A 22,281-nucleotide genomic window follows, 5' to 3' on the forward strand; every position below is an offset into this window, starting at 1 on the left:
ACCCCAAGCACTTGCGGGCCATGCTTGATCTTGAGCCGTTCCCTGCTATCAGGGTCACAAACCCTGACTGCTGCCCCCCGAAAGGACGTTTCATGGAAATCGAAGAGCTGCGCGCCGCCCATCCCGAGCACTGGAAACTGGCTTCCGCGATCCGGGCGCTGGCGATGGATGCGGTTCAGGCCGCCAATTCCGGCCACCCCGGCATGCCGATGGGCATGGCCGATGTCGCGACCGTTCTGTTCCAGAACCACCTGAAATTCGACGCGAAAGCCCCGAAATGGGCCGATCGCGACCGCTTCGTACTCTCGGCCGGTCACGGCTCGATGCTGCTTTACGCGCTGCTCTACCTGTGCGGCGACGAGCAGGTGACGCTCGATCAGATCAAGAACTTCCGCCAGATGGGCGCGAAGACCGCCGGCCACCCGGAGAACTTCCTGCTCGACGCGGTGGAGACCACCACCGGCCCGCTCGGCCAAGGCATCTCGACCGCCGTGGGCATGGCGATCGCCGAAGAGGCGCTGCGCGCTCAATGGGGCAAGAAGATCGTCGATCACCGCACTTGGGTGATCGCGGGCGACGGTTGTCTGATGGAAGGCATCTCGCAGGAGGCCATCGGCCTTGCCGGCATGCAGGAACTCTCGAACCTGATCGTGCTGTGGGACAATAACGACATCACCATCGACGGTCGCGTGTCGATCTCGGACAAGACCGATCAGCACAAGCGCTTCGAGGCTTCGGGCTGGACGGTCTTCGCCTGTGACGGGCATGATCCGGTCTCCATCGACGAAGCGCTGACCAAGGCGAAGAACGCCAAGGGTCCGGTTCTGGTGGACTGCAAGACGATCATCGGTTTCGGCTCGCCCAACAAGGCGGACAGCTATTCGGCGCACGGCTCGCCGCTCGGTGACGAGGAAATCGCGCGCACCAAGGCGATCTATGGCTGGGAATACGGCCCGTTCGAGATCCCGACGGATGTAAAATCGACCTGGGAAGCGATCGGCTCGCGCGGCGCCTCCGAGCGCGGCGAATGGGAAGAGCGTTTCGCCAAGCTCTCGGCGGGAAAACAGGCCGAGTTCACCCGCATCATGGAAGGTGGCGTTTCGAAGAAACTCACCAACGCGATCCGCAAGTTCAAGAAGGATCAGGCCGAAGCCGCACCGAAGGTCGCGACCCGCAAGGCCTCCGAGATGGTGCTGGGCGTGGTCAATGGCGCTTGCCCCGAGACGCTGGGCGGCTCGGCCGACCTCACCGGCTCGAACCTGACGAAATCGGCGGGGATGGAAGTCTTCAACCCGGCGAACCGCAAGGGCCGCTACATCCATTTCGGCATCCGTGAGCACGGTATGGCTGCGGCGATGAACGGGATGATCCTGCATGGCGGCGTGCGCGCCTATGGCGGCACCTTCTTCTGCTTCACCGATTACGCGCGCGGCGCGATGCGTCTGTCGGCGCTGATGAAGGTTCCGGCGGTCTATGTGATGACCCATGACTCGATCGGTCTGGGCGAGGACGGCCCGACCCACCAGCCGGTCGAGCATCTCGCAATCTGCCGCGCAACGCCCAACACGCTGACCTTCCGCCCCGCCGACGTGATCGAGACCGCCGAGGCCTGGGAAATCGCGATGGAGCAGCAAGGCACGCCCTCGGTGCTCGCGCTGAGCCGTCAGAACCTGCCGACGCTGCGCACCGAGTACAAGCCGCAGAACCTCACCGCGCGCGGCGCCTACGTTCTGGCCGAGGCCGATGGCAAGCGTCAGGCGATCCTGATGGCGACCGGTTCGGAGGTCGAGATCGCGCTCAAGGCGCGCGAGATCCTGCAATCGCAGGCGATCGGCACACGCGTCGTCTCGATGCCCTGCATGGAGCTGTTCGCCCAGCAGGACGAGGGCTATCGCAAGCGCGTTCTGCCGCCGAACTCGGTCCGCGTGGCCGTCGAGGCCGCCGTGCGCCAGCCCTGGGATCGCTGGCTTCTGGGCGAGCGTGGCCGTGAAGCCAAGGCGGGCTTCGTGGGCATGGACCGCTTCGGCGCCTCGGCCCCCGCAGGCGAGCTCTACGAGAAGTTCGGCATCACCGCCGAGGCCGTGGCCGAGAAGGTCAAGAGCCTCCTCTGATGGCTTTGCCCGGCATCAAGGCAACAGCGAGGGGGCCCGCCGTGGCCCCCTCTGCACATCCCGCCGCCGATCATCCGGGGCTGGGGGTGGCTTTCATGCTGAGCGCTTTCTCGATGCTGACCCTGATGGATGCTTTCGCGAAACTGCTGGGCGAAGGCTACCATCCGCTGCTGATCGTCTGGGCGCGCTTTGCCGTGAATGCGGTCGTGCTGGCGGCGATCTATCGTGGCAGCTTGCCCGTGCGGATGCGCAGCCCGCAACCCGGCCTGCAACTGGGCCGGGCACTGTTCCAGATGGGAGCGATCGCAGCCTTCTTCTTCTCGCTGCGCCATGTGCCGCTGGCCACCGCCACCGCGCTTGGCGACCTCAACCCGGTCATCGTGACCCTCGGGGCGGCCCTCTTTCTGGGCGAGCGGCTGGGAGTGCACCGGATCTTCGGCATCGTGGCCGCCTTCGTGGGCGCGATGATCATCTTGCGCCCGGGCTTTGGCGGGCTGCATCCGGCAGCGCTTCTGGCGCTTCTCGCAGCCTTCAGCTTCGCGGGCGCGGTGCTGCTGACCCGCCACCTGCGCGGCGATGGAGCTGCCACCTCGCAGCTCTGGTCCTCGCTGACGGGCTTCGCGCTCTCCTCACTCACCCTGCCCTTCGTCTGGCAGCCCATCGCGCTTGGCGATCTCTGGATCTTTTTGGCGCTCGGCCTCGCCGGGAGCCTGTCGCAATTCCTGCTGATCCGCGCCTTTTCGCTGGCCGAGGCCTCTACGCTGGCGCCTTTCGGCTATTCGGGGCTTCTTTTCGCCTCCTTCTGGGGCTGGCTGATGTTCGACCAGCTGCCCGACGGCTTCACCATTGCCGGGGCGCTTGTGATCGTGGGGGCAGGCCTCTATGTCTGGTCGCGCGAGCGCCGTGCCGCACGTCTGAACCAGTCCTGACCGTTCCGAGTGATGAAGAACCGCAGCGCAACCCTGTCCGACCGTGTCTCGAACGCCCTCTTCGTGGCGGTGATGCGGATCGTCCAGCGTATGCCCTACGAGAAGCGCATCCCCGCGGCGGGCAAGCTCGTCGCGCGTCTGGCGCCCTTTCTCGGCTTCACCCGAAAGATCCGCGACAACCTCGCAATCGCCTGCCCGCATCTGAGTTTCGAGGAAGTCCGCCAGCTGCAACGTGCGGTTCCCGACAGTCTGGGCCGGATGCTGGCCGAGATCTATTCGGGCGAGGAATTCGTGGCCCGCGTGCGCGATCTGCCGATCGAGGGGCCGGGCGCCGAGGCTCTGGAACGCGCGCATGTCGAACACCGCCCCGTCGTGCTCGCCGCGGGCCATTTCGGCAATTACGACGCCTGGCGCGCGGCACTGGTCGGGCATGGCTATCGGGTCGGCGCCATCTACCGCCCGATGAACAACCCGATCTTCAACGAGCAATATGTCTCGACCATCTCGGCCATCGCGCAACCGCTCTTCGCACGCTCGCGCCGCGGTTTGGGCGACATGATGAAATTCCTGCGCGATGGCGGGATGGTGGCCTTCGGTTTCGATCAGCATTTCAACAAGGGGGCCGAACTGAGCTTTTTCGGCCTGCCCGCCTTCACCCCGCTATCCGCCGCCGAAATGGCGCTGAAGATGAAGGCCGATCTGGTGCCGATCTACGCAATCCGCCAGCCCGACGGGCTGAGCTTCAGGATCTATGCGGACAAACCCGTACCCCATAGCGACGCCGAGACGATGACACAGGAGCTCAATGACGGGCTCGAGGAGATGATCCTCAAGCATATGGAGCAGTGGCTCTGGATCCACCGACGCTGGAAAGTGAAGAAATCCGCGATGAAATAGAACGCGCGAGGCCCGCAAGCCCCGCGCGTTTCGTTTTTCCTTTCGGCTCAGTTTCCGTGCTGGATGCGCTCCATCAGGGCACCGGTTTCCTCGGCCGGAAGGGCTGCGTTCAATGCGAACCAGATCACCACGAGCGACCAGATCGCGACCGCGGCCATACCGTCCCAGAAGCCCAGCATGCCCAGCGCATGTCTGCTCGTGCCGAGCGCGGTGATCACCCAGAGCCCACCGAACCACAGCGCCAGCCAGCCGATATTGTTCCAGCCGAACGCGGAGGCGGGTTTCTTCTGCACGAGGTGGAAGACCAGAGCGTAGATCGCGAACCCTCCCAGCAGCATCCCGAACAGGATCGAGTCGGTGTAGAAACCCGTCCAGTAGATCACGAGGTTCGAGGCGATGAAGGCCAGAGGCGCGAGGATCTCTGCGCCAGCGAGCTTGAAGGCACGGGGCGCATCGGGTTGTGAGCGGCGCAGAACCATCAGCACGATCGGGCCAAGCCCATAGGTCAGGACCGTGACCGAGCTGATATAGCCCACCAGCAATTGCCAGGCCGGAAACGGAAGCAGGAAGAACACGCCCACCGCCCACATCACGGCGACCGCCAGCCACGGAACGCCGGATTTCGTCGTGTGGGTCAGCGATTGCGGACCGCTGTCGGTGTCACCCACCGCATAGAGGATCCGCGAGCCGCCAGTGACGTAGATCAGGCCGGTGCCGCCGGGCGAGATATAGGCGTCGACGTAGAGCAGAAGCGCCAGCCACCCCATACCGAGCGTCGCCGCGAGACCCGCGAAGGGACCGGCAGATCCCGCGAAGCTCAGCGCCGTCCAGCCGTTCTTCAGGTTCTCGGGCGACAGCGCCATGATGAAAGCCACCTGCAGCAGGATATAGACGAAGGCCGCCAGAACGACCGAGCCGATCACCGCCATCGGGATGTTGCGACCCGGATTGGCGCTCTCGCCACCAAGGTCGATCGCCGTGCGGAATCCGAGGAAGGAGAAAACGATCCCCGCCGCCGGGATGGCGGTGAACATGCCTTGCGAGCTGTAAGTGCCCGGAGCGGCATGCCAGACTCCCCAATGGGTCGAGGCCGCGATCAGACCGACCACGGTCACCAGTGGCACCGCGATCTTCCACCACGTCACCGTGTTGTTGACCTTCAGAAGCGCCTTGATCGCCAGCAGGTTCAACACTGCAAGCACACTCAATAGCACCGCCGAGGCGATGAACCCCATCAGCGTCAGAGTGCCCGAGCCATCGCCCTTGATGAAATAGGGCAGGTAATTGTTGGCATAGGTCACGATCCCCTCGGCCTCGACAGCCGGAACGGGCGCGTAGCTGAGAAACAGCATCCAGCCCCAGAGTCGGCCCAGCGTTTCGCCGTGGCTCGCGTGGCTCATGTGGACGAGCGCGCCGGATTTGGAGAACATCGTGGACAGCTCGGCAAAACACAAAGCGATCAGCATGATGATCACAGCGCCGATCACCCAGGACCAGACCGAGAGCGGGCCCGCGATCTTCGAGGCGTGATAGGCACCGAACAACCAGCCCGAGCCGATCATCGAAGTAGTCGAGGCAAAGAGCAACCCGACCACCCCGGCATCGCGCCGGAGCTTACCGGGGGGTGCGGCGGTATCGATTGCAGCCATTTTGAAATCCCCTGTTGTGAAATCGTTGATGGGGATCAGTTAGGGCAGGAACAAATGAAGCGGAGCGATCACACGGGCTTGTGGCACCATGCGATTGGGCGTGACGACGCCGTGAGCGGGCTCAGCGCAGGAATTTCTGCGCGAGTTTCGCGATCCGCGCGCCACGGTAGGGCGGCATCAGCATGCCAAGCGGCGCGAAGCGGTTCTCGAGAACGGCTCTCTCATGGCTGAAGGCGAGAAAACCGTAATGTCCGTGCGCGGCGCCCAGCCCCGAATTGCCGATCCCCCCAAAGGGCAGGTTCGGGTGCAGGTAATGGGCCAGCGCGATATTGATCCCCACCGCACCCGAGGTGCTGGCGCGGCGCAGCCGTTCGATCAGGGAGCGGTCGCGCTCGAAGATGTAAAGCGCCAGCGGTTTCGGCCCGGCCTCGATGCGGGCAAGCACCTCGTCGGGGTCGCTGAAGGGGATCACCGGCAGGACAGGGCCGAAGATCTCTTCCTGTTCGAGCTTCATCGACGGGTCGGTGCCCATCATCACGGTGGGCGCGATATAGCGGCTCTCAGGCTTCGATGCCCCGCCCGTCAGCGGCCGCGCGCCCTCCGCCTCGGCCTCGGCAATCATCTCCGTCAGCCGTGCGAAATGATCGGGATTGATGATCCGGGCCAGATCGCGCGAGGCATGCTGCGCCTCTTCGGTCTTGCCATACATCTTCGCGATGGCGGCCTTCAACTCGGCCAGGAACGGCGCCTCGATCTGTTTCGCGACAAAGACGTGATCGGGCGCGATGCAGGTCTGACCCGCATTGGCGAACTTGCCCCAGGCGATCATCTTCGCGGCCTTTTTCAGATCCGCGCCGGGGCCGACTATGACGGGCGACTTGCCACCCAGCTCCAGCGTGACCGAGGCGAGATGCTTCGCCGCCGCCGCCATCACGATCTTGCCCACGCGCGGCGAACCGGTGAAGAAGATATGATCGAAGGGTTGCTCGAGGAGCTGCGTGCTGACCTCGACCCCGCCCTGCACGACGCGCACGAGATCTTCGGGCAGTGCCTCCCCGACGATATCCGCGATCAAGGCGGCGCTCGCGGGCGCCAGCTCGGAGGGCTTGAGCACCACCGCGCATCCCGCAGCGAGTGCCGAAACGAGCGGGCCGAGCGACAGCCCCACAGGGTAGTTCCACGGCGCGATGATGAGTGCCGTGCCCTTCGGTTCGGGAATGATGCGGGCCTTCGTGCCAAGCATCGCACGTGTCGGGAAGACCCGACGCACCCGCATCCAGCGCTTGAGATGGCGCAGGGTGTGGCTGATTTCCGATTGCACGGGCAGGATCTCGGTCAGGCGGATCTCGGCCTCGGGCTTGGCGAAATCGGCGCTGAGAGCCTCGATGATCTCGGCCTCTCGGGCCGTGATCGTCTCGGACAGCGCGCGCAGGGCGGCGCGGCGCTCGGCAAAGCCGAAACTCACCCGGCGCCGCTGATTGCCCGCCGCGAGATGAGCGAATGCCTGTTCGGCGTTGGCCTGCGTGCTTTGATCCATGTCGGTCCTCCGGCCGGCATTCCAGCCGCTCGCACGCCGAAAGGCAATGGGGCGTCGCACCTTAGCCGCGACGACGCAGCGGCAGGCTCAGCACGAAGAGGAAGGTGGCGGCCGCCACGATCGAAGGTCCGGCGGGCGTGTCGAATTGCAACGAACCCCAGAGCCCGAGCAGCACCGAGACGACCCCCACCCCCGTCGCGCCCGCGGCCATCGCCTCGGGACTGCGCACGGGTTGGCGCGCGGCGGCGGCCGGGATGATCAACAGCGCCGCGATCAACAGCGCCCCCACGATCTTGATTGCCACCGCCACGGTCAGCGCCAGCGCGATCGTCAGCACCATCTGCTCGCGCCGGGGATCAAGGCCCGAGGCCATCGCCAGTTCGTCATTGATCGTGGCGGTCAAGAGCGCCTGCCAGCGCCAGGCCAGCATCGCCAGTACCACCGCTGAACCAGCCCAGACTACCGCGAGATCGGCTTTCGACACCGCAAGGATATCGCCAAAGAGCCAGGCCGTCAGATCCACGCGCAAACCGCTCTGGAAGGAGGCGGCGACAAGGCCGAAGGCCAGCGCCGAATGGGCCAGAACCCCCAGCACGGTATCCATCGCATGCCCGCGCCCCGAAAGCCGTGCCACGGTGACCGCCATCGCCAGCGCAACGCCCAACGTGCCGAGATAGACCGACGCGCCGAAGGCGAAGCTCAGCGCCACGCCGAGGATCGCGGCGTGGGCCGTGGCATCGCCGAAATAGGCCATGCGCCGCCAGACCACGAAGGAGCCGAGCGGCCCGGTCGCAAAGGTCAGCCCGATTCCGGCCAGCGCCGCGCGGGTGAGAAAATCGTCAAACATGGGCGTGCTCGTGGGTGCAGGTGGCGTGATCGGTATGTTCGTCGCCATGGTCATGATCGTGTTGATAAAGCGCGAAGGCCCCTTGCGTGCCCATCCCGAACAGCGCGCGATATTCCGGTGCTTCCGCGACGACCTTCGGCGTGCCCTGACAGCAGACATGGCCGTTGAGGCAAATCACCCGGTCCGAGGCCGACATCACCACATGCAGATCGTGGCTGACCATCAGAACGGCCGCCCCGGTCTCGGCGCGCACCTCTTCGATCAGTTTGTAGAACCCGGCCGTTCCGGGCTGGTCGAGCCCCTGCGTCGGCTCGTCGAGGATCAGGATATCAGGCTCGGTCAGCAGCGCACGCGCCAGCAACACGCGCTGGAACTGCCCGCCCGAAAGCCGCGCGATCTGGCGTGCGCCCAGATGCGGCACGCCGGTCCGCTCGAGCGCGGCCTCGGCGCCCGCATCCGAGACGCGTTTGGGCAGCGACAGAAAGCGGCGCACCGTCATCGGCAGGCTCGCATCGATATGAAGCTTCTGAGGCACATAACCGATCTTCAGCCCCGGCTTGCGCGTCACCTCCCCGCGCGCGGCAGGCTCCAGCCCGATCAGCGCACGCACCAGCGTCGACTTGCCCGATCCGTTCGGCCCGACGACGGTCACGATCTCGCCCGGCGAAATGGTGAAGTCGATGCCGTGGAGAACCTCGGTATCGCCATGGCGCACGCTCAGCCCTTGCGCCGTGATCAGCTCGCTCATTGCGCGGCCTCTTGATAGCATTTCGGACATAGGCCCAACGCCTCGACGGTCGCACGCTCGACATGGAAGCCCAGCCGGTCCGCCGCCCCCAGAAGAGCCTGGCGCACCTCGTCGGCCCCGGCCTCGGCCACCTCGCCGCATTCGCGACAGATCAGGAAGACCGGCGCATGTTCCTCGCCCGGGCGCATGCAGGCGGCGAAAGCGTTGAGCCTGCGCACGCGATGGGCCAACCCATTATCAACAAGAAATTCCAGCGCGCGATAGGCCACGGGCGGCTGGTTGCCGAACCCGTCCGCCGCGAGCCGGTCAAGCACCTCATAGGCCCCCATCGCACGATGCTCCTCGAGCAGGATCTCGAGCGCGCGCTTGCGCACCGGGGTCAGACGCACGCCTTTCTCGGCCGCAACCGCCTCGGCCTTGTGAAGGGTCGTATCGGCACAATGGGCGTGATCGTGCTGGGTGAAGGCATTGGCAGGAGGGGTCGGGCTGGCCACGGATATGTTACCTTATCACATTTCTGCTTGACGTGTGATCTTATAACATACATCTTCCGCAGCCGAGATCAAGTTTTCAGGAGACCCCAAATGACTTCGCGCCTTCCGCTGTTTTTCGCCGCCCTGACTGCCGTTCCGGGGCTGGCGCAGGCCGCCGTGCCCGATGTGTTGACCGATATCCCCCCGGTACAGTCGCTCGTCGCCCAGGTGATGGGCGATCTGGGCCAGCCCGGTATCCTGTTGTCGCAGGGCTCGGACCCGCATGACTTCCAGCTCCGCCCCAGTCAGGCGCGCGATCTGCAAAACGCCAATCTGGTGTTCTGGATCGGGCCCGAACTCGAACCTTGGCTCGAGCGCGCGATCGAGGGGATCGAGGTGAAAGGCGAGACGGTGGAGTTGCTCGAGAGCCCCGGCACCTATCGTCGCCAGTTCGGGGAAAACGACCCGCACGATCATGCTCATGACGAACATGACGCGCACGACGAGGCCGCAGACGTCCATGAGGGCGAAGCCGAAGCGGGTCACATGCATGACGGCACCGACCCGCATGCCTGGCTCGACCCGGCAAATGCCGAAGCCTGGCTCGACACGATCGCCACGCAACTCGGTTCCGCCGATCCCGAGAACGCGGCCACCTATCGCGCCAATGCCGATGCCGCGAAAGCGCGCATCGAGGCGATGGATGCCGAGATCCGCGCCGAGCTGACACCTGTTGCCGAGAAGCCCTTCCTCGTCTTCCATGACGCCTATGGCTATTTCGCGGATCACTACGGGCTGACGGTCGCGGGCGCGCTGTCGCTGGGCGATGCGGCCACCCCGGGTGCTGCCCATCTCACCGAGCTGCGCAAGACCGCGACAGAGTCCGGCGCGCTGTGCATCTTCCCCGAGGCGCAGCACGATCCGAAGATGGTCTCGCAGCTGGTGCAGGATACGCCGGTGAAGCTGGGCGAAGCGCTCGACCCCTCGGGCAGCTCCCTTGAGTACGGCCCCGAGCTTTACGAAACGCTGATGCGTTCGTTGGCACAGAAACTGACCAGCTGCCTCTCGGGGAGTTGATCCTCGCGCCTGCCCGTGCGATCTGATCCGCATGGCGGATTGGATCGCATTGACGGAAGAAAACGGGCGCTGGCGGGCGCTCGACGTGGCAACGGGCGGACAGGTCAAGGACCGCCGCTCGGGGCCCTCGCCCCGCCCGCTGCGGACCGAAGGGGTCGCGGCGACTCTGGCCGCCCCATCGGTGGGGCTGCCCCCCCGTCCCCTGCCCTGCACGCCGCTGCCTGAGGCCGCCTGGCCGCGCGCCGAGATCGGCGGCGCTTCCCTGCCCGCCCTGCCGGGGTTGATCCAGACCAATGACCAGACCGAAGTGCAGCCCGCCGAGGCTGCGCGGATCGCGGGCGTGCTCGCAGGAGTGCCGCAATTCGACGGGGTGATCTGGATCTGCGGGGCAAGCGCGCTCTGGGCACATGTCTCGGCCGGGGAGGTGGTAAGCGTGATGCGGGCGGCCTCGGCTGCGCTGCTCGCCGCGATGGGTGCGCCGCTCGAGGCAGGCGCTGACTTCGACGCGGCCCTTGCTGACACGCTTTCGCGTCCGGAGCGGCTGGCACGCGAACTCGCACCCCTGAGTCTCGGAAAAACCTCGGAACGCGCCTGCGGCACGGTGCTCGGCGCGGAACTGGCGGCCGCCCGACCGTGGTGGCTGGGCCAGAGCGTGCTGGCGCTCTCCTCGCCCACCGCACCCGGCTGGTCGGAAATTTGCGCCCGTGCCTTGCAAGCGCAGGGCGCGCAGGTCACTTTGGGCGACGGCGAGGCCGCGTTGATCGCGGGGCTGGCCAAGGCGCGCGCCCCGGGCGCGTGAGAGAACGGCGAAGGATGCAAGAATGATCGACACCGACCTGCCCGAAGCCTTCGCCGAGCTTGCCCCCCGCTTCGGGTTTTCCCGCCCCGCTGGCCGCTGTCTCGGTGCGATCTGGCGTGCGGCGCAGGCCCCCTCGGCCGACGATCTGGTCGACCAACTCACGCTCTCGCGTTCCAATGTCTCGACCGCACTGAAGGAACTGCGCGAGGCGGGCCTCATTCAGGCCGCGCGCAGCCCCGGATCGCGCAAGGATTACTTCGTCGCCCCCACCGATCCGTGGGAACTCGCGCGGCTGATGATCGCAGAGCGTGAACGCCGCGTGATGGGCCCGGCGCGCGATCAGCTCTCCGCGCTAGAAGCCCGCAGCGCCGATCCGCGCGCAGCGGCTCTGTGCGAAGTGCTCGATGCGATCTCGGGCTTCATGCAGGCGCTCACGCGGCTCGATCCGAGCGAATTGGCAAGCCATGTCGATCCGGCGCGTGGCGGCGGCAAGCCTGAGAAACCTCGCCCCAAGAAAAAGAAGAAAAAGACCAATCCAGCGTGACCCCGGACACGACGCTGCGGTTGCGTGATCTTTGATGCGCGCCGGCGAGGCTGGTCAGAAAGACCCGCCGGAAGTGGTTCGCATCGGGATGAGGTCGACATTCGGGAGAGCGTTTTTCTCGGCCGGTCCCGCGTGCAGGTGAGCGTCGGCATCTCGATCCAGAGGATCTGGTTCGGCCCCTCATCATGCGACACCGCGAAGAATGGTTTTACGCGAGCATTGCGAAGCGGGGAGCGCACACTCGCAGCCCCCCGCTGTTTCTTTTCGCCGGCAAGGCGCGATCAGCCCGCGAGCAGCGCCACGAGCCCCAGCCCCAGCCCGACCAGAAGCACCAGCGAAAGCGTCACGGTCGCAATCACCCGCGGCCCGGCGGCGGCCACGGCACGCGCATCGACGCCCAGCCCCAGCGCGGCCATCGCGATCACCGTGAGGATCGAAGCGCCCTGCCCCATCGGTGCCAGCGCCAGATGCGGGATCACCCCGGCCGAACGCGCCGCGATCATCGCGAGAAAGCCCAGGATGAAGAGTGGCGGCATCAGCCCCTTGCGTACCTTTCCCGAGGCATTCGGATTGCGCCCCTCTTCGGGCAGGCGCGAGGCGAGAAGCGACAGCACCACCGTGATCGGTCCGAGCATCAAGACCCGCACCAGCTTCACCAGCGTGCCGATCTGGATCGCGCCATGCCCCATCGGCGCAGCGGCGGCCAGAACCTGCGGCACGGCATAGACCGTCAGACCCGACAGGATACCGTAATGCACCGAGCCCATCGTAAGCGCGTGTCCCAGAAGCGGCAGAAGCAGCACGACCGCCACGCCCAGCACCGCGGTGAAGGCGATGGAGGCGCTTACATCGTCGCTATCGGCTTCGATCACGGGGGCGACCGCGGCGATCGCGGAATTGCCGCAGATCCCGTTGCCGCAGGCGATCAGCAATGCCATGCGCGGGGGCAGACCGAGCGCACGGCCCAGCAGATACGCACCCGGCACCACGAGCGCGACCACCGCGACGATGCCGATCAGAAGCGCCGGTCCGACAGACAGCAGCGTCTGCGCGCTCACCGAGGCCCCAAGCAACACGATAGCGATCTCGAGCACCGTCTTGGCCGAGAAGGAAATACCCGAGAGAAAAAACCATTGCGGCTTCCAGAACGTCCGCACCATCGCCCCGATCAGGATCGCCAGCACCAGCGGCTCGAGCCATTGCGCCCCAAAAGCCACCTGCTCGGCGCGCGCGGCGACCTCGGCAAGGGCGGCGACACCGATGCTCAGCACCAGACCCGGCGCGATTTCGCGAAGTCGCTGATGGGGACGGCGCAGGGCTTGGGGAACGGAGATCTGAAGCGCCATGGCAGGATCCTTTCGCAATCGCAGCAATTTCTTGTCTCGAGTAATTGCGCCCTGACATTCATTCTTCAAACGAAATGTTTTTATGATTATGATCGCTATATTCGATCAATGAGGCCAAGATGACCCCGGAACAGCTTCGCGTCTTTGTCACCGTGGCCGAGATGGAGCATGTGACCCATGCCGCCCATAAGCTGAACATGACCCAGTCGACCGCCTCGGCCGCGATCGCGGCGCTCGAGGGGCGTCACGGGGTGAAGCTCTTCGACCGGATCGGACGCGGGATCGTCCTGACCGAAGAAGGGCGCGCTTTTCTGCCCGAGGCACGCGCGGTGCTGGCGCGGATCGCCGAGGCCGAGGCGATGCTGGCCGAGACGCGCGGGCTCGAGCGCGGCCATATTCGCATGGTCGCGAGCCAGACCATCGCAGGTTATTGGCTGCCGCCCCATATCGCGGCGTTCCGCAAGGCACGTCCCGGCATCGCGGTGACGCTGGAAATCGGCAACACTCAGGAGGCGGCGGCAAAGATCCGTGAGGGCGCGCTCGACCTGGCACTGGTGGAAGGCGAAATCGACGATCCGAAACTGGAACGGCGCAGGATCGGCGCGGATGAGCTGGTGCTGGTAAGCGCCTCGCCCACGCCTGCCCGACTCGACCCGGCCGACCTGTGCGCCGCCGATTGGGTCCTGCGCGAGGAAGGTTCAGGCACACGCTCCAGCGCAGAGGCCGCGCTCGCCCCGCACGGGCTGACGGTCGCGCAGATGCGCGCGCCGCTGGTCTTGCCATCGAACGAGGCGGTGCTGAGCGCTGTCGAGGCGGGCGCGGGGATGACGATCCTCTCGGCGCATGTGGTTGCACGCTCGCTGCGGATCGGGACGCTGCATCGCTGGCCCCTCGCCTTGCCGCCGCGCCCCTTCTATGTGCTGCGCCACCGAGAACACCATGTCAGCCATGCCGCGCGCGCTTTTCTTGATCGGCTCGCACAAGCGCATTCGGCGCGGGGTCAGCCGGACTGAGCAAGCAAATGCGAGACCTTCGCTTCGATCTCGGACGGCATCGCGGGCTTGGGACAGATCGCGGCTCCGGGATAGCGCGCAGTCAGATGGTGTGCGTCGGCATGGCCCGAATGAAACAGGATCGGCACTTTCGCATCGTGGAGCTTGTCCGCGAGTTCATAGACCTCGCCATCGGCCAGCATCACATCGAGGATCGCGATGTCGGGCAGTCGCTCGGCCACGAGTTCGAGCCCGGCCTGAACCGTCGCGCAAGGCCCACGCACCGTCGCGCCCATATCCTCCAGCATGAATTGCAGATCAAGCGCGACGACGGCCTCATCCTCGGCCAGCAAAACCTCACCACTCATCGTCTCATTCCTGCTTGGCTTCTGCGCCATGCGCAAAGCTGTTCCTGTCGTTGCGGCCCTGGGTCAAGACAAACACCTCGCGCCCCTCGCCGATAAAGGCCGCAGGCTCGCCAGAAGGCATGAGCGAGGCGCGCACCACATCTCGCGGAACATCCCTCGCGGCATGGCCCGGGATTTCTTGAAAGCCCTTGTTCACATGAGCAAACTTCGCATCTTTGCGTTCTCGCGAAACGCTCGATAGCGGAAGTCTCGAAGGATAGAAATAGCAGATCAGGCCCTCCGGCACGTCGTGATCTTGAAGGCCTGCCATTCCTCTCCCCGCGCGAATGTTCGATGCAAGATCGATCCGCGCAGAAAAATGTCCAGAGCGCTACAGCATTTCATCACTGAGAGCGCATTGGCATCGCTTTTTCTGTATGGCTGACCGCAGGAAATGCGGTGTACCGTCTCTTCGGCCTGAACAGGGCGTCCGTGGCGTCGCAATCAACAGGACTTTGCTGCGGACAGAAAGATATTTCGACTGTGCAAGGCGTTACAAAATGTAGCTTTGCACAGCGCCCCATCTCTTTTTGCCGCATCAGTCACCCCGGAATCCATATTTCGACGGCCCCGTGGAAAAGACAAAGCGATGCGCGCGGCTTTCGAACCCACCACGAAGAAGGCGATCAGCCTTCGCAAAGACACCAATAGCAAAGCGATGCGCGCTATGGCCGAAGCTGGCACGACAGCCATCCGAATAGCGAAGATCGCTCCGAGGCTCCCCGCGCGCGCAGGTCGTCGTGGGCAGGCGAAACCGCCTGCCCACATTCCGGGTCAGAGACCGTATTGCTCGCGCGCGATCGCGCCCAACCCGACGGCGTCGAGCTTTTCCAGCGGCGCGAGGAAAGTGACCTGGATCACCCCGGGCGCACGACCGATCTCGATCGCCCCGTTGACCGTCGCGCGGTTGCGCACCTCGGCCACGCTCATCTGCAACAGCGCAGCCGCCCGTTCGAGCCCGTTATCGATCGCCGCGTTCATCGTCGCGGCCGTTCCGATGACCGAAATCGGGGCGGTGGCCTCGATGTTCGTGACGCCAAAGGTCTTGGCCAGTTTGCGCGCCTTCTCGACCTCGGCGGCACTGAAGGGCTTGGCAAGCGGCGGCAGGTCCTCGACCAGCGGGAACAGGACCGGTCCGTCGATCGGCCAGTCCTTCAGGACGGCGACCTGCAGCGTGACAGAACCGGCGACATCCATCGTGTGGCCCGCGATCTCGCCGTCGCCCTGCCCCGCATGCATGTCGCCCATATAGAGACCGCCGCCCGCCACCTTCACCGGGCAGACCAGAACAGCCCCGGCCCGGACAGCGTCGATATCCATATGGCCATCGGTCTTGTTCTCGATAACCTGCTCATGCGTGAGCCCGTAGGCATGCGGAGCATTCTCGAGGAAGGCGCCGAAGTCGCCCGCGTTATGGCTGTCCGGCATCGCGATCGAAGGGCAGGTTCCGAGCTGCCCCATGAAGGGGCGCATCCGGATCATCACCCCGGGCATGTCCGAGGGCGCATAGGTCAGGATCGAGTGTTGGCGCGACTTGTCTGGCAGCGATGCGTAGCTGGGCGCATCATGCGCGATGGCCTCGGCGGCCTCCTTGGGCAGCGTCAGACCAACCGCGCCGGTCGGATCGAAGGTCACTGTGTAACCATGCACGATTTCGAACGGAGTAACGGGGTTTCCACATTTGTCGCAGACCACCGCCTTCTGCCCGATCCCCTCGACATGGGTTTCCGGCCAGACCTCGTCACAGGTCGGGCAGCGCGCCGCAACGTAGGGATCCCCGAGGCAGAACCCCTCGGGCGAGCTGTCATGCCCCGAAGCGGTTGCCAGAGAGGTCACGGTGACATCGCGGATATGCACGATCAGCGCGTCGCCGGGCTGCGCACCGGAGACTGCGACCGGTCGGGTCACCTCGTGACCGCCGCGCAGCCGGGGCGTGATCATCGGCCCCCAGCATCCCGGCGCGGTATTGGCGATGATGGTGCCGCCATCGGCGAGCGGTCCCAGCATCGGCTCCGCCGGATCAAGGACTGAATTGGTGTACTCGTCGACAACGATGCTGCGAAGCGGCGTCGCGGGCTGATTTCCGTCTGGCATTTTGTCCTCCTTCAGGCTCCAGGCGCCGTCGAGGCGCCGACAATTCCGTTACAGATCCTCTCAGCGCGCTCCGCCGCTCCCGGGCCTGCGCGCGACGAGATCGATCTCGATCAAAGCATCATAGGCGAGTCCCGTCACCCCGACACAGGTCCGTGCCGGCCTGCGGTCGGCGGGGAAGTAGCTCGCATAAAGGTCGTTCATGGCAGCATAGTCGCGCTTGAAATCGGTCAGGTAGACGCGTGCCATCATCACGTCTCCCCAGCCAAGCCCGAGACCGGACAGGACTAGTTCGAGATTGGCCATCACATTGCGTGTCTGCGCCTCGATCCCCTCGGGCAGAACGCCCGGCGCCTCCGGGCTGTCGGGCATCTGGCCGGTGATGTAGACGATCCCGTCGTGCTCGACTGCGTGGCTGAACGGGGCGACGGGTTTGGGCCCGTTCGAAATCATGTGGAACTGCATTCTTCGCTACTCCTTGCAACCGGGTACGAGCGATTTCGGAATGATGGCATGAACGCCGAGATTGCCATCCACGACCTGCGTTACACCGAAATCGACCGCCGCCGAGATATGTGCGATCGCCTGATCCTCGGCCAGACCGAAACGCGCCATCAGGAAACGGCGCGCCTTGCGGAAGGCATCCCGCATCGCGAGGTCGAGCGAGGATTTCGCATAGACCTCACTCTGCCCCTTGGAACCGAATTCGGCCAGATAATCCGGATGGGAAAAACCGGTCAGGACCCAGGCATCCGCCGTCTCGATCAGCGGATAGGTGATGTCCGCGATCGGCGTGCCGCGCTTGTGCAGCCGGATTGTGACCCTCCCCGTCATCGAACATTCGATCGCGGTGCCTGACAGTTCTCCGTCACCCTGCGCCGCATGGGGATCGCCAATCGACAGCAACGCGCCGCGCACCGAAACAGGAAGGTAGACCGAGGTTCCCTTGCCCAGACGCCAGTTGTCGATATTGCCGCCGAAATAGGCCGGGGGCACGGAGTCGATCAGATTGGCCTCGCGCGGGGCAACCGCGATCACCCCGAAATGCGGTCTCAGCGGGACACGCAGAGGCGGATCCGGCGGGGGCTCGAACTCGACCGAGCCGGACTTCACCGGGATGCCGGGATAGTCGTAAGTCGCATGCGTCACGCCGAACGGGTCGGTTTGCGGCTTCCAGCGATAGGAATACAGCATTTCCGCGTGACCCGACCCGTCATCGTCCTGATGAACTTCGTAGATCGTGACGGTCTCGCGCGGGTTCGGGGCCGTCAGCAGGTCCGAATAATGGTATCCCCACCAGGCCGAGACGGTGCTTCCGAATACCCGCCCCTCATATCCCGGCGCGCGGCTGGGGCGTGGGGTCATGTCATCGATATGGACCTCGACCACGTCGCCGGGCTCCGCGCCTTCGACATGGATCGGGCCGGTACAGATATGAACGCCAAAGCCTTCCCCGGCCCCGCGCCCGAAGACCGAGGCGTCCTGCGGCCCTGCCCCACGCCGATCGACGCCCTTGCGCTCACCATCCCAGAAGAACACCTCTTCAGCGGCCGGGTCGCCCTTGATCATCAATTCACGCGCGTCGGTTGCGTGCTGGGTCAGGGTCTCGACAATCACATGATCCCCGGGCCGAACCGACAGAACAGGGGCGAGCGAGCGACTGAAATATCCCCAATGAACCGTGTCCGGGCCAACGTTCAGATGATGGGTCTGACCAGGCTGCGCGGTGCTGTTGGACGGCTTGGCAGGCAGCAACCGGCGGGCAGGACGCGCCAGCGTCGCCCGCGGCTGGAACCGCCCGAGCGCCGAGATCGGCCAGCCGCGATTTTCCACCCCGCCCGCGCTTTCGCGCCGGGCTTCGGTAATGCTCGCGCGAAAGGCGCCCGGAGGCTGGCCAAAGCGCTGCTTGAACAAGCGGTTGAAATTGGCCGCATCGCCGAAACCGCAATCATAGGCGACATTGGCGACCGAGAAATCGGGCTCGCCGGGGCTGGAAAGCAGCGCGCGTGCGCGCTGCAGACGACGCTCACGCAGATACTGGGAGAAAGTCTCGCCGTTCCGCTTGAACAGACGCTGCATGTAACGCTCTGAGATCCCCTCCATCTGGGCGACCGTCTTCGCGTTCAGATCATTGTCGCCCAGATGGGATTCGATCGTCTGCGCGACACGTCCGAGCAGCCCTGAGAAGGCCAGACGCTGTGCGACATCAGATCCCGCCTTTCTGGGAAGGCAGAAGAACAGATCAGTCAGTTGCTGCGCGACGGCCGCCCAATCCGCGCCATGTAGCCGTTCCATCTCGGCTGCGGTCGCCTCGATCGCCGCGGCGAAGATGCTCACGATACTCTCATTGGGAAATACCCGCGGTGCCGCCAGACCGGTATTGGTCGAGCGCCGCCCGAGCAACAGCGCTTCGGGCAGCGTCAGGCAGACGGTGCGGCTGTTGCGTCCGAACCGGATGTGCCAGCCGGGATCGGTGGGCACCAGTCCCAGCTCTCGGCCACGCACGACGATACCTTCGTCACCACGCACGATCTCGATCGCCTCGTCGAGAGGCAGCACGATCAGCGGCGCGACACCTCGCCGGGCGATCGGCGACAATTCACGCCCCGTTGCCGAGAGCCGCGCCAGCATCAGATCCGGCATCTTTCCATGCGCCAGCCCGGAGCGGTAATTTCCAAGGCTCGCCGGAAGGATCTCGGGGCTCCAGACCTCGAGCAGACCGATCGCATCGAGAAATTCCCGCCAGGCCAAGTCGCGCTGATCATTGGAATAGGACTCGCTCTGGAAACGGCTCACCGGCATGTTTTCAACACTTCCCTTCCGCGCATTGGGGTGCGGACTACCGGTGCCGGATGCTAGTGAACCGCCCATGACGTGACCAGTTTCGCCCCTTGCTCAGGAAAAGAGATCCTTGCGGATCGTTCCGTGAACGCCCCAATTTGCATCAACGACCTGCGTGACGCCGAAATCTGCGGCAACTGACATAAGCGAGACCGCTTCGTCCTCGCTGAAATGGCGGGTCGTCATCAGGAAGCGGCGCAGCTTGCGGAACGCATCGCGCATCGCGAGATCGAGGCTCGAATGCTGCGCAACCGTCGACTGCCCCTCCAGCCCGAGCGTCTGGAGATAGTTCGGGAAGGTGAAGCCATAGACGGCCCACTGGTTGTCGTTTTCCATCAGCGGGTGGTCGAGACCTTCGAGGATCGTGCCTTCCAGATCGTCCTTCTTGTGAAGGATGAATTCGAAATCACCCGTCAGGGAGGTCTCGATCGCGGTCCCGCTCAGCTCGCTGTCGCCCTGCGCGGCATGGGGATCGCCGACCGAGAAGAAAGCGCCTTCCACGGCGACCGGGTAATACATCCGGACCCCCTTGCCGATGCGCCAGTCGTCAATGTTCCCGCCGGTATAGTTCGGCGGGATGGTGCTGACGAATTCCGCCTCGGACGGCGCAAGCCCCATCGTGCCGAAATGCAACCGGGCGGGGATCCGCACGCCGGGCATGATGTTCTCGCGATGCTGCACGAGGTTGTGGTCCACGCGCACGCCCGGATAGTCGATCGTGGGATGGGTGATCCCGTCCGGATCGGTCTGGGGCGTCCAGACATAGTTGTAGACCGGCTTCGCGATGGGCTCGCCGCTGGTGTCGAGTTCGTAGATCGTGATCACCTCGCGCGGTTTGGGCTCCTCGATCAGGTCGTGATAGTGAAAGCCCCAGTTCGCCGACGCGTTCGACCCGAAACAGCGTCCGGCATAACAGGCCGAGCAGCTTGGCCGCGGCCGGATGTCGAGCACGCGCACTTCCAGGATGTCACCGGGCTCCGCCCCCTCGATGGCGACCGGACCGGTCATCAGGTGAACCCCCAGACCCTCGCCCGCGCCGAAGGTGAACGGCGGCTCGATCGAGCCCGCGCCGCGACGCGAGATCGTCTTTTCTTCCTTGGTCCAGCGGAACACGGCCTCGGCGCCGGGATCATCCTTGACCATGCGCTCATAGTCGTCATTGGCGTGATGGGTGAGCGTCTCGATCGTGGCGCGGTCCCCTGATTTGAGGGTCAGAGCCGGAGTGACGCTCTTGCTGAAATACCCCCAGTGAACGGTTTTCGGGGACACCGGTAACGTGAAGTGGCGCATGGGATGATCTTCTCCTGGTCAAGCAATCGGTGGGTGGCCGCGTCAGGCCGATAACGGCGTATCGTCGGACAGAATCTGCAAGAAGCGGGCGGTTCTGGGGTTTTCCGGGTGGGTCAACATGCGATCGGCGCGGCCATCCTCGATGATGCGACCCTGATCGAGGAAGATCGCGCGGTCCGCGACATCACGCGCAAATCCGATCTGGTGGGTCGAGATGAGCATGGTCAGCCCATCCTCTTCGGCAAGGCGCCGGATCACCTGCAGCACGCCCGCCACCAGCTCCGGGTCGAGCGCCGAGGTCGGCTCGTCAAGCAGCAGCATCTTCGGGTTCGGCGCCAGCGCCCGGGCGATCGCGACACGCTGTTGCTGCCCCCCGGAGAGATGGCGCGGCAGAGCATCGGCGCGATGCGTCAGCCCGACCCTTTCAAGCAGTTCCATCGCGCGCCGATCGGCCTCGGCGGCAGACATGCCCTGCACCCAGCGCAAGGGTCCGGCGATATTCTCACGCGCGCTCAGATGGCCGAAGAGGTTGAAGTTCTGAAACACCATGCCGATCCCGACCTCGGCGCGCGCATCGGCGATTTCGCGCGGGCTCAGCGCAAATCCATTGCCATCCACCCCGATATGTCGCCCGAGCACCTTGATCGTTCCGCTGTCCCAGCCTTCGAGCCGGTTGATGCAGCGCAACAGCGTCGATTTTCCCGATCCGCTCGGCCCGAGCAGCGCCACGACCTGACCCTGGCGCACTTCGAGATCGACCCCGTCGAGCACCTTGCGCGTGTCGTAGGACTTCACCAGCCCCTCGATCTTCAACACGGTCTTGGCTTTTGCCAAGGTCCGCGCCCGCGCCGCGCGATCAAGCGGCGGCAGTCGCGCCGGCATGCCTTCCTCTAGCCCCTCTTCGGCAGCTGCAGCCGGTGCGGTTTGCGCGGCCGGCATCTCGCGGCGGCTCCAGGGCATCAGCGAAAGCAGCCTGTCCTGCGGTTTGGGCCGATCGAGATCGAGCGCGATCTCGATGATGATCTGGAGCACCGCGATCAACCCGGCCAACACGAGATACATCAGCCCCGAAGCGAAGAAGATCGAAAAGAAATCGAAGGTCGAAGAGGCGAGCTGGGTGCTGCGCAATGTGAGTTCCTGCATCGAGATCACCGATGCGAGGGACGAATTCTTCAGCGCGCTCACCGCCTCGTTGCCAAGCGCGGGAACCATCATCCGGAATGCCTGTGGCGAGACGATGCGGCGCATGATCGTTCCCGGCCGCATCCCGAGCGCCTGTCCCGCGCTGGTCTGTCCGCGATCGACGCCAAGGATGTTGGCGCGAATGATCTCGGCGATGAAGGGGGCTTCATTGAAGCTCAACGCCAGAACGGCGGCCTCGAGCGCACTCAGCTTGATCCCGATCAGCGGCAGCGCGTTATAGGCGAACACCATCTGCAGGATCAGCGGAGTGCCACGGAAGATAATCGCGTAGATCCGTGCGAAGACCGCAAGCACCCGATATCGGCTGAGCTGCATCCACGCCAGAACCATCCCCATCAGAGCGCCGCCAAACAGCCCCCCGACCGTGATCATCACGGTATAGAGGATCCCGGTCAGCAGATAGGGTTGCGTGAGATACTTTAAGAACAGTTCCATGATTGCCGTCTGACGCTTCTGATAGGGAGGGAAGGCGGTGCCGGACACCCAGGGGGACCGGCACC

20 protein-coding genes are annotated in these 22,281 nt (G+C 64.8%); 7 read left to right on the plus strand and 13 right to left on the minus strand.

Features of this window, described 5'->3' with window-relative positions; all coding sequences use genetic code 11:
* The first annotated feature begins 92 nt into the window (after positions 1–92).
* Genes tkt through BMI90_RS09335 form a run of 3 tightly spaced genes read left to right on the plus strand, consistent with a single transcriptional unit; the run spans position 93 to position 3,937 of the window.
* Entirely contained in the window at positions 93–2,111 is a 2,019-nt protein-coding gene (tkt, locus tag BMI90_RS09325) for a transketolase (RefSeq protein WP_078528672.1), read from the plus strand.
* A gap of 41 nt (positions 2,112–2,152) precedes the next feature.
* Positions 2,153–3,040, plus strand: coding sequence for a DMT family transporter (locus BMI90_RS09330; protein WP_168172750.1), 888 nt, complete (start codon positions 2,153–2,155; stop codon positions 3,038–3,040).
* 12 nt (positions 3,041–3,052) lie between these two features.
* Positions 3,053–3,937, plus strand: a complete 885-nt coding sequence (locus BMI90_RS09335) for a lysophospholipid acyltransferase family protein (protein ID WP_078528678.1) — start codon at positions 3,053–3,055, stop codon at positions 3,935–3,937.
* 47 nt (positions 3,938–3,984) lie between these two features.
* On the opposite strand, the gene BMI90_RS09340 is transcribed toward BMI90_RS09335, so the two are convergent.
* The 5 genes from BMI90_RS09340 to BMI90_RS09360 all read right to left on the minus strand — a co-directional run bounded on the left by BMI90_RS09340 (position 3,985) and on the right by BMI90_RS09360 (position 9,212).
* Entirely contained in the window at positions 3,985–5,586 is a 1,602-nt protein-coding gene (locus BMI90_RS09340; protein WP_078528681.1) for an APC family permease, read from the minus strand.
* A gap of 121 nt (positions 5,587–5,707) precedes the next feature.
* A complete protein-coding gene (locus BMI90_RS09345; protein WP_078528683.1) occupies positions 5,708–7,123 on the minus strand; it encodes an aldehyde dehydrogenase family protein in 1,416 nt (471 codons plus the stop codon).
* Between the two features lie 61 nt (positions 7,124–7,184).
* Positions 7,185–7,970, minus strand: a complete 786-nt coding sequence (locus tag BMI90_RS09350; RefSeq protein WP_078528685.1) for a metal ABC transporter permease — start codon at positions 7,968–7,970, stop codon at positions 7,185–7,187.
* A complete protein-coding gene (locus tag BMI90_RS09355; protein ID WP_078528686.1) occupies positions 7,963–8,718 on the minus strand; it encodes a metal ABC transporter ATP-binding protein in 756 nt (251 codons plus the stop codon). Before BMI90_RS09355 ends, BMI90_RS09350 begins: the two co-directional genes overlap by 8 nt.
* Positions 8,715–9,212 (minus strand): Fur family transcriptional regulator, encoded by a 498-nt coding sequence (locus BMI90_RS09360; protein ID WP_093469891.1) that lies wholly within the window; start codon positions 9,210–9,212, stop codon positions 8,715–8,717. Before BMI90_RS09360 ends, BMI90_RS09355 begins: the two co-directional genes overlap by 4 nt.
* 90 nt (positions 9,213–9,302) lie before the next feature.
* Between BMI90_RS09360 and BMI90_RS09365 the strand changes: the two genes are divergently transcribed.
* The 3 genes from BMI90_RS09365 to BMI90_RS09375 are packed head-to-tail and all read left to right on the plus strand — an operon-like array spanning position 9,303 to position 11,611.
* Positions 9,303–10,268: a zinc ABC transporter substrate-binding protein gene (locus BMI90_RS09365; protein WP_078528691.1), complete on the plus strand. Its 966-nt coding sequence runs from the start codon at positions 9,303–9,305 to the stop codon at positions 10,266–10,268.
* A 31-nt stretch (positions 10,269–10,299) separates the two neighbouring features.
* Positions 10,300–11,067, plus strand: a complete 768-nt coding sequence (locus BMI90_RS09370; RefSeq protein WP_078528693.1) for a 2-dehydro-3-deoxygalactonokinase — start codon at positions 10,300–10,302, stop codon at positions 11,065–11,067.
* Between the two features lie 22 nt (positions 11,068–11,089).
* Positions 11,090–11,611: a MarR family transcriptional regulator gene (locus tag BMI90_RS09375; RefSeq protein ID WP_078528696.1), complete on the plus strand. Its 522-nt coding sequence runs from the start codon at positions 11,090–11,092 to the stop codon at positions 11,609–11,611.
* A gap of 281 nt (positions 11,612–11,892) precedes the next feature.
* Here the strand turns inward: BMI90_RS09375 and BMI90_RS09380 are convergent, their stop codons facing one another.
* The gene (locus tag BMI90_RS09380; RefSeq protein WP_078528698.1) at positions 11,893–12,957 is read right to left on the minus strand and encodes a putative sulfate exporter family transporter; all 1,065 of its coding nucleotides are present in this window, start codon (positions 12,955–12,957) and stop codon (positions 11,893–11,895) included.
* Positions 12,958–13,076: 119 nt separating this feature from the next.
* Here BMI90_RS09380 and BMI90_RS09385 point away from each other — a divergent pair, with 119 nt between their 5' ends.
* Positions 13,077–13,970 carry a LysR family transcriptional regulator gene (locus BMI90_RS09385; protein WP_078528701.1) on the plus strand — a complete coding sequence of 298 codons (894 nt, stop codon included), beginning with the start codon at positions 13,077–13,079 and terminating at the stop codon, positions 13,968–13,970.
* Here the strand turns inward: BMI90_RS09385 and BMI90_RS09390 are convergent.
* From BMI90_RS09390 to BMI90_RS19130, 7 genes are all read right to left on the minus strand, one after another.
* A complete protein-coding gene (locus tag BMI90_RS09390) occupies positions 13,958–14,317 on the minus strand; it encodes a response regulator (protein ID WP_078528704.1) in 360 nt (119 codons plus the stop codon). The genes BMI90_RS09385 and BMI90_RS09390 overlap by 13 nt on opposite strands.
* Before the next feature lie 4 nt (positions 14,318–14,321).
* Positions 14,322–14,627, minus strand: coding sequence for a hypothetical protein (locus BMI90_RS09395; protein ID WP_078528707.1), 306 nt, complete (start codon positions 14,625–14,627; stop codon positions 14,322–14,324).
* A gap of 503 nt (positions 14,628–15,130) precedes the next feature.
* Positions 15,131–16,450: an acetamidase/formamidase family protein gene (locus BMI90_RS09400; protein ID WP_078528710.1), complete on the minus strand. Its 1,320-nt coding sequence runs from the start codon at positions 16,448–16,450 to the stop codon at positions 15,131–15,133.
* 60 nt (positions 16,451–16,510) lie between these two features.
* The gene (locus BMI90_RS09405; protein WP_078528713.1) at positions 16,511–16,912 is read right to left on the minus strand and encodes a RidA family protein; all 402 of its coding nucleotides are present in this window, start codon (positions 16,910–16,912) and stop codon (positions 16,511–16,513) included.
* Between the two features lie 6 nt (positions 16,913–16,918).
* On the minus strand, positions 16,919–19,249 hold the full coding sequence (locus BMI90_RS09410) for an acetamidase/formamidase family protein (RefSeq protein ID WP_078528716.1): 2,331 nt from the start codon (positions 19,247–19,249) through the stop codon (positions 16,919–16,921).
* A gap of 93 nt (positions 19,250–19,342) precedes the next feature.
* On the minus strand, positions 19,343–20,578 hold the full coding sequence (locus tag BMI90_RS09415; RefSeq protein ID WP_078528719.1) for an acetamidase/formamidase family protein: 1,236 nt from the start codon (positions 20,576–20,578) through the stop codon (positions 19,343–19,345).
* A 42-nt stretch (positions 20,579–20,620) separates the two neighbouring features.
* Positions 20,621–22,216, minus strand: a complete 1,596-nt coding sequence (locus BMI90_RS19130; protein ID WP_078528722.1) for an amino acid ABC transporter permease/ATP-binding protein — start codon at positions 22,214–22,216, stop codon at positions 20,621–20,623.
* Positions 22,217–22,281: the final 65 nt, after the last annotated feature.

Source organism: Thioclava sp. L04-15 (genome assembly GCF_002020275.1).
Taxonomy (GTDB): Bacteria; Pseudomonadota; Alphaproteobacteria; order Rhodobacterales; family Rhodobacteraceae; genus Thioclava; species Thioclava marina.